At 71.8% G+C, this 13,083-nt stretch carries 12 protein-coding genes; 4 read left to right on the top strand and 8 right to left on the bottom strand.

From position 1 onward, the window contains the following. Window positions 1-2 precede the first annotated feature (2 nt). From H299_RS0104450 to H299_RS0104440, 3 genes are all read right to left on the bottom strand, one after another. Window positions 3-446 (bottom strand): gas vesicle structural protein GvpA, encoded by a 444-nt coding sequence (locus H299_RS0104450; RefSeq protein ID WP_027747430.1) that lies wholly within the window; start codon window positions 444-446, stop codon window positions 3-5. Between the two features lie 59 nt (window positions 447-505). Beyond that, the gene (locus H299_RS0104445) at window positions 506-805 is read right to left on the bottom strand and encodes a gas vesicle protein GvpO (RefSeq protein ID WP_027747429.1); all 300 of its coding nucleotides are present in this window, start codon (window positions 803-805) and stop codon (window positions 506-508) included. Between the two features lie 447 nt (window positions 806-1,252). After that, window positions 1,253-2,074, bottom strand: coding sequence for a SigB/SigF/SigG family RNA polymerase sigma factor (locus H299_RS0104440; protein WP_027747428.1), 822 nt, complete (start codon window positions 2,072-2,074; stop codon window positions 1,253-1,255). Between the two features lie 257 nt (window positions 2,075-2,331). Between H299_RS0104440 and H299_RS0104435 the strand changes: the two genes are divergently transcribed. Then, window positions 2,332-3,042: a GAF and ANTAR domain-containing protein gene (locus H299_RS0104435; RefSeq protein ID WP_078512460.1), complete on the top strand. Its 711-nt coding sequence runs from the start codon at window positions 2,332-2,334 to the stop codon at window positions 3,040-3,042. Window positions 3,043-3,111: 69 nt separating this feature from the next. Here the strand turns inward: H299_RS0104435 and H299_RS32130 are convergent, their stop codons facing one another. Continuing rightward, window positions 3,112-4,053, bottom strand: coding sequence for a SigB/SigF/SigG family RNA polymerase sigma factor (locus H299_RS32130; protein ID WP_078512459.1), 942 nt, complete (start codon window positions 4,051-4,053; stop codon window positions 3,112-3,114). A 491-nt stretch (window positions 4,054-4,544) separates the two neighbouring features. Continuing rightward, window positions 4,545-4,868, bottom strand: a complete 324-nt coding sequence (locus tag H299_RS0104425; RefSeq protein WP_027747426.1) for a hypothetical protein — start codon at window positions 4,866-4,868, stop codon at window positions 4,545-4,547. 261 nt (window positions 4,869-5,129) lie between these two features. On the opposite strand from H299_RS0104425, the gene gdhA reads away from it, so the two are divergent. Then, window positions 5,130-6,509, top strand: a complete 1,380-nt coding sequence (gene gdhA / locus H299_RS0104420) for an NADP-specific glutamate dehydrogenase (RefSeq protein ID WP_027747425.1) — start codon at window positions 5,130-5,132, stop codon at window positions 6,507-6,509. Window positions 6,510-6,569: 60 nt separating this feature from the next. Here gdhA and H299_RS0104415 read toward each other — a convergent pair whose 3' ends face one another. Beyond that, a complete protein-coding gene (locus H299_RS0104415) occupies window positions 6,570-7,268 on the bottom strand; it encodes a 4'-phosphopantetheinyl transferase superfamily protein (RefSeq protein ID WP_027747424.1) in 699 nt (232 codons plus the stop codon). A gap of 117 nt (window positions 7,269-7,385) precedes the next feature. Further along, entirely contained in the window at window positions 7,386-8,315 is a 930-nt protein-coding gene (sigJ, locus tag H299_RS0104410) for an RNA polymerase sigma factor SigJ (RefSeq protein ID WP_027747423.1), read from the bottom strand. A gap of 187 nt (window positions 8,316-8,502) precedes the next feature. On the opposite strand from sigJ, the gene H299_RS32125 reads away from it, so the two are divergent. Continuing rightward, window positions 8,503-10,821 carry an MMPL family transporter gene (locus H299_RS32125; RefSeq protein WP_051262117.1) on the top strand — a complete coding sequence of 773 codons (2,319 nt, stop codon included), beginning with the start codon at window positions 8,503-8,505 and terminating at the stop codon, window positions 10,819-10,821. A gap of 98 nt (window positions 10,822-10,919) precedes the next feature. Here H299_RS32125 and H299_RS0104400 read toward each other — a convergent pair whose 3' ends face one another. Then, the gene (locus H299_RS0104400; RefSeq protein WP_027747422.1) at window positions 10,920-12,167 is read right to left on the bottom strand and encodes a PQQ-binding-like beta-propeller repeat protein; all 1,248 of its coding nucleotides are present in this window, start codon (window positions 12,165-12,167) and stop codon (window positions 10,920-10,922) included. A 459-nt stretch (window positions 12,168-12,626) separates the two neighbouring features. On the opposite strand from H299_RS0104400, the gene H299_RS0104390 reads away from it, so the two are divergent. Continuing rightward, the gene (locus H299_RS0104390) at window positions 12,627-13,031 is read left to right on the top strand and encodes a PIN domain-containing protein (protein ID WP_486587144.1); all 405 of its coding nucleotides are present in this window, start codon (window positions 12,627-12,629) and stop codon (window positions 13,029-13,031) included. Window positions 13,032-13,083: the final 52 nt, after the last annotated feature.

Raw genomic sequence — 13,083 nt, 5'->3', positions numbered from 1 at the left:
GGCTAGTCCTCCCGACGGCGCGTGGTGCGGCCCTTGCTCGTGGACGAGGTGGACTTCCTCGGCTCGCGCTCCGCGGGCTCCTCCTCGCCGCGCTTGCCCTGGAGGGATTCGCTGAAGGCCTCGACCGCACCCGTCAGCGCTCCCTTGGACTTTCCTTTGGCGCCGCTCTCGGTCGCCTCTCCCATGACGTCGGTCAGCTGCGAGGGCGCCTTCCGGCCCGATTCCAGGTCCAGCCGGTTGCACGCCTCGGCGAACTTGAGATACGTGTCCACGCTGGCGACCACGACCCGGACATCGATCTTCAGTATCTCGATTCCGACCAGCGAAACCCGTACGAAGGCGTCGATGACGAGGCCCCGGTCCAGAATGAGTTCGAGGACGTCGTAGAGGTTGCCCGAACCGCCTCCCGAGGCGTTTGAGGCATTTGTCTGGGGTACCACACTCATGCTTGGTCATCCTTTCGTTGCGAGCGGATCTGCGCGAAAGGGAAAGGAGGGGGGAACCGTCAACGGCGGTCGATCTGCCCCCTCGCGTAACGGCGTACGCGCTCGTATCCGATCAGCGCTCCCTGCCCGTCCAGGCGTACCCGGTAGGTCGCCATCACGCTGGAGGTGTCCGGAATCCGTTCGACTTCCACCATCTCCACATCCGCGGTCCATCCGTCGTCGACGGATTTCATGGAGGAGACCGATCCAGGCTCGCTGCGCAGCAATTGGGCGAGCTGCGCGGCGGCTTCGTGCATCGCCTCCGCCAGTGAGAGCACGCTCTCTCCGCTCTCGTCGTCCTTGTTCCGCGTCGTTGCCATCCTCCTGCCCTCCCGGATGAGAGGAACGGTGCGGCCGCCGCGTTCTTCGGCGGTGCACCACCGAATGCCCCGCACTCCCGAACGTATGCACCCAGGAGGCGGGTCGATTGCAGGGAGCACCGTCCACCCGGTGGTTTCCGCCGTGTTCGACGGGCTGCCCGGCCACGGTCACCACCCCTGCCGGCCGGCCCCACACGTGAGGAGCCCGTCCATGGCTGAGAAAGCCGCCGCCCCCGTGCTGTCCCGGCTGCGCGCCCGGGGCATCGCGTACGTCTTCGGCCGTCCCGGAGGCGGTGTCAACGGCTTCTGCGGCGCCAGGCCCGACCGGGTGCCGGCGGGGGGCGCTCATCGGGCAGCGGGCAGACATGGCGGAGGGCCCGAACCAGCAAGATCCACGGGCTGGAGGCCAAGCCGCGGGAGGTCCGCCCGGCCCGCCTCCGGCGGCGCCTACGCGGTCGGCTGGCGCTGGCGGGCCGCGGCCTCGAGGCGGCGGTGTATCTGCTCGCAGGACTTGATGATCAGGCGCGAGACGTGCATCTGCGAGATGCCCATCTCCTCGGAGATGCGGCTCTGCGTCATGTCGCAGAAGAACCGCAGGTAGAGGATGCGCCGCTCCCGCTCGGGCAGCTTGCGCAGGTGCGGGCGCACGGACTCCCGGCGGACGATCAGATCGAATGCGGGCTCCGGCTGCCCCAGGGTGTCCTGGAGGGTGTAGCCGTCCTCGGCGCCGGGCAGTTCGGCGTCCAGGGAGAGTGTGCTGTAGCTCTCCATGGCCTCCAGGCCGAGCAGCACGTTCTCCGGGGTCAGGCCGCTGTGCGCGGCGATCTGGGCCACCGAGGGCGCCCGGCCGTCGCGGGTGAGCAGCAGTTCGCGGGTGCTGGCCCGTACCTGGTTGCGCAGGTCCTGGACGCGGCGCGGGACGTGCAGGTCCCAGGTGTGGTCCCGGAAGTGCCGCTTGATCTCGCCGACGATCGTCGGCACCGCGTAGCTCTCGAAGGCCGTGCCGCGGGCCGGGTCGTACCGCGCCACGGCCTTGACCAGGCCGAGCGCGGCCGTCTGCTGCAGATCCTCCAGGGCCTCACCGCGGTCCCGGTAGCGTCCGGCCAGCCGGTGTGCCATGGGGGTCCAGGCGCGCACCACGTCCTGGCGCAGCGCCTCCTTCTCCGGGGAGTCCGCCATCGACGCGATGCGCGCGAAGGTGGCGGAGGTGTCGGGCGCGTCGTGATGCGAGTGCCGCACCCGCCTGGCGCGCGCACCGTCTGGGGTCATGATTCGGCTCTCCCCTCGCAAATGGCCTGCTGACCGAGTTGCTCAAGGCATTCCGTGGATGTTTGGCCCGATTTGGTCCAGCGCCTTCCCAAGCTACCCGCACGCGTCGGCGTCCGCATTCCGGGCTGGTGTGCCGGACGGAGGGTCCCGGCAGGCCGAGCGGCACCCGTGCGGCGACCACGCTCCGGCTTTCCGGCTAGCATCCTGGGCTGCGGGGACACAATGGGCCGGACGGGTGAAAGAGTGGTGAAGTGGCGATGGCGGATTACGAGCCTATGAGGCTCGCGGCGATGTTCGCCTCGCTGGCCGAGGCATTGGACCAGCAGCCCTCGGTGGGGCAGACACTCCAGCAGGTCGTGGAGCTGGCGGCGGCCACCGTGGAGGGAGCCGAGTACGCGAGTGTGACCTTCATACGCAAGAAGGGGATCGAGATACCGGCGCAGACGGACGACCGGGTGGGCGAACTGGACCGCGTCCAGGGAAGCCTGGGCGAGGGCCCCGCCCTGGACGCGGTCACGGGGAAAACCGTGCTGCGGATCACCGACCTGGCCACCGAGCAGCGGTGGCCGCGCTTCGCCGCACACGCCCGGGAGCCGGGGGTGCGGTCCGCACTGGTCTGCCCGCTGCCCGGAGAGCACGGGGCGATGGGCACGCTGAACCTGTACGCCTTCCGCCCGCACGCCTTCGACGACACGGCCCTGCAGACCGCCGCCGTCTACAGCGCGCACGCGGCGATCGCCGTCTCGCACGCCGCCCTGGTCGACTCGCTCCACTCAGCGGTCGACAGCCGCCAGCACATCGGCGAGGCCACGGGCATCCTGATGGAGCGCTACAAGCTCGGCTCACAGGAGGCGTTCCACCTGCTCCTGCGCGCCTCGCAGAACCTCAACGTGAAGCTGCGCCAGCTGGCCGCCGAGGTCGTCCGCACCCGCCTGGCCCCCGAGGACCTGGACCGCGACTCCCTCTAGATCCTGTCGTCGGATCCCGTCGTCGCGGTCCCTGCCCCCCGGGGCCGGCGCCATGGCGGCGCGGCCTGGTCAGTGGCGGCGCGTGGCGCACTTCACGGTGGAGCGCCGCCGCTGCGCGGGCAGCCCCGCGTGCTCGGCGCGGGCGGGGCTGCCAGCGCCGACCGGCCGCTCGGCGGGGACCGGGCGCTCCGCACTGACCGCGTCGGCGCCGATGTCCGCCTCGACCTCGTCGTGGATACGCTCGCAGGTGCGGCTGATGAGCCGGGAGACGTGCATCTGGGAGATGCCCAGCCGCTCGGCTATCCGCCCCTGCGTCATGTCGTGGAAGAAGCGCAGGTAGAGGATGTGACGCTCGCGCTCGGGCAGCCGACGCAGCCGGGGCTTGACCGCCTCGCGGTAGACGACGAGGTCGAAGCCGGACTCCTGGTCGCTGAGCGTGTCCGCCAGCGAGTAGCCGTCCTCGGAGCCGGGCAGCTGCGCGTCCAGGGACAGTGCGCGGTAGCTCTCCAGCGCCTCCATGCCTGTGGCCACCTCCTCCTCGGTCAGGCCGCTGTGCTCGGCGACCTCCGCCCCCGTCGGCGTACGGCCGTCCAGGGTGACGCTCAGCTCACGCAGGCTGCCGCGGACGCGGTTGCGCAGCTCCTGGACCCGGCGGGGGACGTGCAGGCCCCACATGTGGTCACGGAAGTGCCGCTTGACCTCACCGACGATGGTGGGGACGGCGAAGCTCTCGAAGGCGCTGCCGTGCGCCGGATCGTAGCGGCTCACCGCCTTGACCAGTCCCAGCGAGGCGACCTGCTGGAGGTCCTCCAGATCCTCGCCACGGTTGCGGAACTGGCGGGCCAGGCGGTGGGCCATGGGCATCCAGGCCTGGACGACGAGCCGCTGCAGTTCTTCCTTGGCCCGGCCCTCGGGCATGGCGGCCAGCCGGCGGAAGTCCTCCGCGGTGTCCGGGGCGTCGTCGTGCGGGTGCCGCTTGCGCTTCGGAGTACGGGCGGAAGTCTGGGTCATGTGTGTCGCTTCCCTTCACACAGTGGTCCAATTCTCGGATACACCGCGTGAGCAGACACAGCCCGGGTGAGCAGCGACCGAACGTGTCGCTCTCGCGGGTGCCTGCTGTCTGAAGCACGAGGGGTACTGTGCCCGCCCTCGGCGAGACAAAACCGTTATCTTGCGGCCGGATCACCGCCGGACCCCTCTCGACCTGCCGCCGACCTTGCCGCCGGCCGCCGAATCCGTACCGGCGCGCCGCACATTCGCCGCACTCCGCGGGCTTACCTTCCCCGTTCCTGGTAACCCGGCGGCTTGGCTCCGACGGTCCTGCGACCGGCCGCCGGAGAAGTGCCCGTACGGCTGTACCGGTCGGCTGTACGGGCGCGCACTGCCCGGTTCGTGCGTGGAAGAGCGTGCGCGGACCGCGGACAGGCCGCGGAGGCCGTACCCGGAAACCGGGTACGGCCTCCGCGCGGCGTGGCGCGGACCGGTGCCGGGCGCCGGGCCGCTCAGCGCCCCAGCGCGCGCTTGAGCTGGGCCTTGTCCATCGTGGAGCGGCCCTCGACGCCGCGTCGCCGCGCCTCCGCGTACAGCTGCTCCTTGGTCGGGCCGCCCGGTCCGCTGTGCGACCGCTTGCCGCCCCGCCGGGCCGAGGAGATGTCCTCGGTGGAGGTCCGGCTCGCGGTGCGCGCCTCACCCGCGCGGGCGCGCTCCTTGTTCACCGTCCGGGCGGCTATCTCCTTGGCCCGGCTCTCGCTGGAGCCGTGCTCCTCGGCACCCTTCTTGATGTGCTCGTACTGGCGCTCCCGCTTGCGGTTCGATCCGGCGGGCATCGTCCTCACCCCGTCCCTGAAGGCTGCGTGCACGGTCGTCGGGCCGGGTACCCGGGCCTCCGCGACTCTCACGTGAAGTCCGACGGTGAGCATGGTTGGCCGACAGGCGCCCGGTCCTGTCCGAACCGCACCGATTAAGCTCGATGCGGGTCCCGCGCCCGGGACCCGCGGTCCGGTCATCCCTCTGCCGGTGCCGGCGGGCGGTGACATCCGCCCACGGTACGGGCCCGCACCGCAGCACCCCGACGCGAAAGGGACCACATGCCGCCGGCACCGCAGACGCACACGCCGCACGAGACCGAGAACCGCCTCATCGAACAGCTGTACGGGGAAGTACTGCGCCGCAACCTCGGTGAGAAGGAGTTCCACCAGGCCGTACGCGAGGTCCTGGAGACGCTCGGCCCGGTGCTCGCCAAGCGCCCCGAACTCGTGGACGCGCGGATCATCGAGCGCGTCTGCGAGCCGGAGCGGCAGCTGATCTTCCGGGTGCCGTGGGCCGACGACGAGGGCGGCGTGCACGTGAACCGCGGCTTCCGGGTGGAGTTCAGCAGCGCGCTGGGCCCGTACAAGGGCGGGCTGCGCTTCCACCCTTCGGTGAACCTGGGGATAGTCAAGTTCCTCGGCTTCGAGCAGGTCTTCAAGAACGCCCTCACCGGCATGCCGATCGGCGGCGGCAAGGGCGGCAGCGACTTCGACCCGAAGAACCGCAGCGACGCCGAGATCATGCGGTTCTGCCAGTCCTTCATGACCGAGCTGCACCGGCACCTGGGCGAGTACACCGACGTGCCCGCCGGGGACATCGGGGTCGGCGGGCGTGAGATCGGCTACCTCTTCGGCCAGTACAAGCGGATCACCAACCGGTTCGAGTCCGGTGTGCTCACCGGCAAGGGCGTGGGCTGGGGCGGCGCCCAGGCCCGCACGGAGGCCACCGGCTACGGCTGCGTGCTCTTCACCGCGGAGATGCTGCGCGTGCGGGGAGAGGACCTGGACGGGCGACGGGTGGCCGTCTCCGGCTCGGGGAACGTCGCGATCTACGCGATCGAGAAGGCACAGCAGCTGGGCGCGCGAGTGATCACCTGCTCCGACTCCGACGGCTACGTGGTCGACGAGAAGGGCATCGACCTGGCGCTCCTGAAGGAGATCAAGGAGGAGGGCCGCGGCCGGGTCGCCGACTACGCGGCCCGGCGCGGCAGCGACGCGCGCTTCGTCGCCGGACGCGGGGTGTGGTCAGTGCCGTGCGAGGTGGCCCTGCCCTGCGCGACGCAGAACGAGCTGACCGAGGAGGACGCCGCAACCCTGGTGGCAGGCGGCGTCAAGGCCGTCGCCGAGGGCGCGAACATGCCGACCACCCCGGCGGCGGTCCGGGTCCTCCAAGAGGCGGGGGTGGCGTTCGCGCCGGGCAAGGCGGCGAACGCGGGCGGCGTGGCGACCAGCGCGCTGGAGATGCAGCAGAACGCGTCCCGCGACTCGTGGTCCTTCGCCCACACCGAGGAGCGGCTCGCGGAGATCATGCGGCACATCCACGACTCCTGCCACGAGACCGCGGCGCGCTACGGCGCGCCGGGCAACTACGTGGTCGGCGCCAACATCGCCGGCTTCGAGCTGGTGGCGGAGGCCATGCTCGCCCAGGGCCTCATCTGAGCGGTGCGGTCGGGCCCCGGCGACGGAGCGGCCGGGGCGAGCGCCGGGCCGCCGCCGGTCTCAGACCGCCGGCGGCCGGGCCACCGCCGGGGCGGGCACGACGACGGCGGTGGCCACCAGGCCGTGCCCCGAGGTCCAGCGCCCGGTGAACGCGCGCAGCGGCCGGCCGCCGACGGCGGGGCCGGGCACCAGCAGGCGCGCGGTGAACGTACGGCGCTCCGCGTCGGCCGTGACGACCACGTCCTGGAAGCCGAGCCAGCGGCCGGTCAGCGGGAACCACGCCTTGTAGACGGCCTCCTTCGCGCTGAACAGCAGCCGGTCCCGGTACGGCCCGCCGCCGCCCGCCGGGACCGGTCCGGCGTCCGTCACCCAGTCGAGTTCCTCCGGGCCCGCGATGCTGCCCAGCACGCCTTCGGGCAGCGGCCCGTCCGGCTCCGCGTCGATGCCGAGCGAGAGGACCGCATCGGTACGGGCCACCGCCGCCGCGCGGTATCCGGCGCAGTGGGTGATACTGCCGGCCACGCCCTCGGGCCAGTGCGGCGCTCCGCGCTCCCCCTTGACGATCGGCACCGGCGGCAGCCCCAGCCCGGCCAGCGCGCGCCGGGCGCACAGGCGCGCGGTGACGTACTCCGCGCGGCGCGAGGCGACGGCGCGGGCGATGGGCTCCTCCTCCTCGGGGAAGAGCACGCCCTCGGTGTACTCCGGATCGCCGAACAGCTCCCGCGAGACGGCACTGCCCGGCAGTATGTCCTCGATCACGCCGCGCCCCCGCTCCCCCGGCCCCCGTCGGCCCGCCCCGCGGGCGCACGCCCGCGCTTCGCGCTCAGCCTAAGGGACAGCCCTGAGACCGCGCGGCCCGCACCGGCACCGCGCCGATCACCGCCCAGGCGCCGCGGCGGCCAGCCCGCCCAGCTTGTCCGGGTTGACCACGACGTACACGCCCGCGACCTGGTCGCCCTGCGGGCACAGCTCCAGGTGCACCGCCGCGTACGACGACGTCCCCGCGAACAGCAGGGCCGCCGGGACACCGTTGAGCGCCCGGTAGCGGACCTCCACGCCCTGCGGGTGCTTGGCGGCGACTGCGGCGAGCAGCCGGGCGACCTTGTGCCTCCCCCGCACCACCCGGCGCGCCGCCGGTACGACCCCGCCGCCGTCCGACCACAGCGTGACGTCCGGCGCGAGCGCGTCCACCAGCCCCCGCAGGTCGCCGCCGAGCGCGGCGCGTACGAACCGCTCGGTGGCCTCCCGGCGCACCTTGGGGTCGGGCTCGTAGCGCGGGCGCCGGGCGGCCACGTGCGCGCGGGCGCGGCGGGCGAGCTGGCGTACGGCGACGGGGGTGCGGCCGATCAGCTCGGCGATCTCGCCGTGAGGGTAGCCGAACGCCTCGTGCAGCACGAAGACCACCCGCTCCAGCGGCGAGAGGGTCTCCAGCACGACCAGCAGCGCGAGCGAGACGGTCTCGGCCCGCTCGGCTCCGGCCGAGGCGTCGGCGCCGGAGTCCGCGAGGTCCGGGCCCGCCAGCACCGGCTCGGGGAGCCACGGGCCCACGTAGGTCTCCCGGCTGCGGCCGAGCTGCCGCTGCCGCGAGAGCGCCTGGTTCACCGCGATCCGCACCAGGTAGGCGCGGGGGCTGGCGATCTCCCGGTGCTGGGCCGCGACCCAGGAGAACCAGGTCTCCTGGAGCACGTCCTCGGTGTCCGCGACGGTGCCCAACTGCGCGTACACGATCGAGAACAGCAGTTCCCGGTGGTCCGTGAACACCGCCGTCGCCGTCTCCTGGCCGGTCTCCCGCCCCGTGTCCGTCATCCCTGTACTCCGTCCTGGCTGTCCGCTGTGCTGCCCCCTGGACGGAAGGGGGCCGCCGGAATGTGACATGCGCCTCCGTCCAGCCGCCGATGTCACATTCCCGCCCGCCCGGAACCTCTTGGAGGTGTCACCGCCTGGCGCGGCGGACGGCACGCGAAAGGCGCGGAAGGCGACGAGAGGAACGACGATGCTCGACAGACTGGTGAACCTGGTCATCACCAGGGCCCGGCGCACCCTGCTGGCCGTGCTGGTCATCGTCCTCGGCGTGGGCACCCTGTCCATGGGGCTGAGCGACCGTCTGACCATGGGCGGCTACGAGAGTCCCGGCACGGAGGCGGCCGAAGCCGAGGCCGCCTTGGAGGAGGAGTTCGGCCAGGGCAAGCCGAACCTGACCCTGCTGGTCGAGGCGCCCGGCGGCGTGGACTCCGCGAAGGCGGGCGCGGCCGGGCTGCGGCTGACCGAGCGGCTGGCCCAGGAGCGGACGGTCGCCAACGTGGTGTCCTACTGGTCGCTGGACGAGCCGGCCTCGCTGCGCGCGAAGGACGGCCGGCAGGCACTGGTCAGCGGCCGGATCAAGGGCGACTTCGACCAGGTCAACGACCGGGTGGAGAAGCTGCGCGCGAAGTACACCGGCACCGTGGAGGGCCTGGAGGTCACCCTCGGCGGCAGCGCGCTGATGAACTTCGAGAGCACCGAGACCGCGGCGAAGGACGCGGCACGGGCGGAGACCCTGGTCTTCCCGCTGGTGCTGATCGTGCTGGTGCTCATCTTCGGCTCACTGGTGGCGGCGACGGTACCGCTGGCGGTCGCCCTGGCCACGATGCTCACCGTCTTCGGGCTGCTCTACGGGCTGAGCTTCCTCTTCGACGCCAACAACCTCATCGTCAACACCTGCACCTTCCTCGGGCTCGGCCTGGCCATCGACTACAGCCTGCTCTTCATCACCCGCTACCGGGAGCACACCGAGCGGGGCGTGCCGATCCCGGAGGCGATCCGGGCGACCATGCGCACGGTCGGCCGTACCGTCGTCTTCTCCGCGATCACGCTGGCGATCGCTTTCCTCTCGCTGGTCGTGATGCCCTTCGGCATGCTCCGCTCCATCGGGGTCGGCGGCACGGCGACGACGCTGGCCGCCGCCGCGGCGACGCTGGTCGTCGTACCGGCGATGCTCGCGTGGGCCGGGCCGCGCATCGACAAGCTGCGGCTGGTGCGGCGCCGCCGCCCCGCGGGCGCGGGCACGACCGGCACCTCCGCTGCCACCGGCACCGGGCCCTGGCACCGGCTGGCCGTCCTGGTCATGCGGCGGCCGGTGCCGCTACTGCTGGGCGTACTGGCGCTGATGGGCGTACTGGCCGCCCCGGCGCTCGACCTGAACATGCGGCTGCCGGACGAGCAGTCACTGCCCGAGTCCGCCCAGTCGGCACAGGTCGCCCAGGACCTGCGGGCCGGGTTCGACGGCCGCGAGGCGCAGGCCCTGCAGGTCGTCGCGCCCCGCCTCGGCTCGCCCGCCGACCGGCGCGAGGACATCGCCGCGTACGCCGGCAGGCTCTCCGACCTGCCCGGTGTGGCCCGCGTGGACGCCCTGACCGGCAGCTACACCCGAGGCGAGCAGTCGGCACCGCCGAACCCGCTCTCCCGCCAGTACGCCGGTGCGCACGGCAGCTACCTCTCGGTCATCCCCGCGGTGGACGGTCTCTCCGCGGAGGGCGCCCAGGTGGTGGACCGGCTGCGTGCCGCGGAGGCGCCGTTCGAGGTGCTCGTCGGCGGACAGCCGGCCGTCTCCGTCGACACCTTCGACACCCTCTGGAGCAGCCTCCCGCTCGCGCTGGCGATCCTGGCCCTGGGGACGTACCTGCTGCTCTTCCTGCTCACCGGCAGCGTCGTCCTGCCACTGGTGGCGATGCTGCTGAGCGCGCTCAGCCTCTCGGCCACCTTCGGCGCGCTGGTCTTCGTCTTCCAGGACGGCCATCTGCGGTGGCTCGTGGGCGACTTCATCAACACCGGTTCGGTCAGCTGGTCGGTGCCGATCATGGTCGCCGCGCTGGGCTTCGGCCTGTCGATGGACTACGCGGTCTTCATCCTCTCCCGCATCAAGGAGGAGTACGACCGCAGCGGTGACAGCCGGATGTCGGTGGCCATCGGTCTGGAGCGGGTCGGGAAGGTCATCACGTACGCGGCGGTGATCCTCTCCCTGGTCTTCGTCGTGATGATCACCTCCGGCCTCAGCTACATGAAGGCGCTGGGCCTGGGCATGCCGCTGGCCATCCTGCTGGACGCCACGCTCATCCGCGGCATACTGCTGCCCGCCTTCATGCGGCTGCTGGGCGGCGCCTGCTGGTGGGCGCCCGCGCCGCTGCGCCGCTTCCACCGGCGCTACGGCATCAGCGAGCAGGCGGCGGAACCGGCGGTTGGTTCGGCCGGTTCCACCGTGGACTCGGTGGAGCCCGCGGACCCGGCGGAACCGCAGCGCGAAGCGGACGCCGCCCGCGCCTCGGACCGGGTGTAGGGAGAGTCGGTCCTCTCCGCACCCGAGATCCCTCCCGGCCGCGCGCACCGCGGCCGGGAGGGATCTGCCCGCGGCTGGGGTCCGGCCCCGGAGGGGACCTACGCGGGCAGCGCGTGCAGCTTCTTGCCGTGCAGGGCGAAGACCCGCTTGCCGTCGGTGGCCACCAGCCAGGCGTGATGGTCGCCGGACTTGTCGTTGAACGTCCAGCGCAGCTCACCGGTCTTCGGGTCGATGGCGACGATTCCGCCCTGCTCGTCGAGGTCCGTGGCCCCGTAGAGGACGCCACCCGCCTTGACGTACTGCCGGGGCACCTGGACCTCCGCCTCCGCCAGGGACTTCGACTGCCAGATCTTCTTGCCGGTCCGCGGATCGATCGCCCGCAGCGTCCGGCTGCTGTCGGCGATGTACAGCACGCCTTCCACGACGGCCGGCTCCCGGAACGTGGTGAGGTGCTCGGACTTCACCGACCATTTCTCGGCACCGTCGGCCAGGCTGAACGCCTGAAGCTTCTGACCTTGCGGGACGATCACCAGATTCTGATGGACGACGAAGGGGCCGTAGTTCGTCTTCGTCGTCTTGTGTGTCCACACCTGCCTGCCGGTGGCGGTGTCGCGGACCGTCAGGTTCTTCTTGAAGTCGGTGTAGACCAGAGAGCGGCCCTTGACGGCGGCGTGAATCCCGTTCTGCACGGTGCCCAGATCGCGCTGCTCGCTCCACGCGGGCTTGCCCGTGGCGCTGTTCAGCGCGGCGATCATGTTGGTCCGGGACGAGCCGTCGTCCTCGAGGATCTCCGCGATGACGTACACCTGCTCGCCGTCCACCGCGATCGGCTTCGGCTGCCGGACGTCCTTGCCCAGATGGCTGCGCCAGGTCTCCTTGCCGGAGACCGGGTCGTAACCGGCGACGGTGCCGTCGTATTTGCCGCTGGCCAGGTACAGGGTGCCGTCGCCGATCAGCATCGGCGCACCGGGGACCGCGCCGTCCGGCAGTGACCACCGCTCCTTGCCGCTCGCCGCGTCGAGGGCGGCGAGCGGAGCGCCGCTCGCGATCACCACGCCTGCCACGGCCACCAGCTCGTCGTTGTCGCCGTAGGTCTGCGCCGAGGTCGACTTCGTCCACAGCGGCTCGGGGGCCTGTCCGTCCTCGCGGGCGCCGTCCTTGCCGGGAGTGCCGCCGTCGGACGGCTTGTCTGGGCCGGACCCGCCAGAGCTACCGGCATCCGCCGTGTCCTCGCGGCAGCCGGTCGCCCCGGCCGTCAGGACTGCCAGCGTGAGACCGCCCCCGGCCAGCCGCAGTACGCGCCGCCGGGAAGATCTGCCACTTGAAGTGCTGTCATGCAACGCCATCTCGCCGTACCCCGTGTGTTGTCAGAGCGGAAACGTACGCAGGGCCGACGCCGTACCGGTGCAGCGGTGCACGGCCCTGCGACCAGGAACGTTAGGCGCCGCCCGGCGCTGCGGGAGCTGCCAGGCCCCAACCGGGACAACGTCGTGAACCAACCGGGACATCATCCCCGCACACCGCTCCGCCCCTGGTGGCAGCCCATGACCCTCCGCTACCGCCTCCGCCGGCGACGCATCGGCTGACGCCGGCCGCGTCGAGTGTCCGGCTTGATGAGGTCTCCTGGACGGCGCCGAAATCACTCGCAACGGGAGGCGTCTGGCCATCCTCGGCCCGGCGCCCAGCGGGAACGGCGCCGCGCTTGCCGACGTGCTGGAAGAACACGCCGGGGCTCTCGATGAGGACTTCGCGGCCGATGTGCTGGAGACCCGTGAGCTGCTGACCCTGGAGGACCCGTGGGAAGGGTGATCCTGGGCACCGGGGTGCTCGCGGCGGCCGATCGCGGTCGGTTTGAGCTGGCCAAGCTGTTGCGCACGCGGGATGACGACATCTCCATCGCCGCGGTCACGGCGGCCGAACTGCTGCAGGGTGTGGAGTTCGCGGCCGACGAGCTCACTGCCCACCGCCGTCAGGCCTTCGTCGACGCGGTGCTCGCCGTAGTGCCCGTGGACGACTACACGCTGGAGGTGGCGCGTGTGCATGCCCGGTTGCTGGCGCACACCCGGAGGTCGGACAAGCCACGTGGTGCGCACGATCTGATGATCGCGGCGACAGCGGTCGCCACGAACCGGACGGTGCTGACCACCGACGCCAGAGCGAGGTTCGATGAACTCCCCGGCGTAGCCGTGGAGACCATCCCGGCTCCGTGAGTTGAAGGCTGTCCCGTGCAGCGCGTTCTCGCCCTGCGGCGGCACCGGTGCA

The sequence above is a fragment of the Streptomyces sp. CNH287 genome (assembly GCF_000424825.1).
The sequence above is the reverse complement of the archived record's forward strand: the minus strand, read 5'-3'. Positions and strand labels throughout refer to the sequence as shown.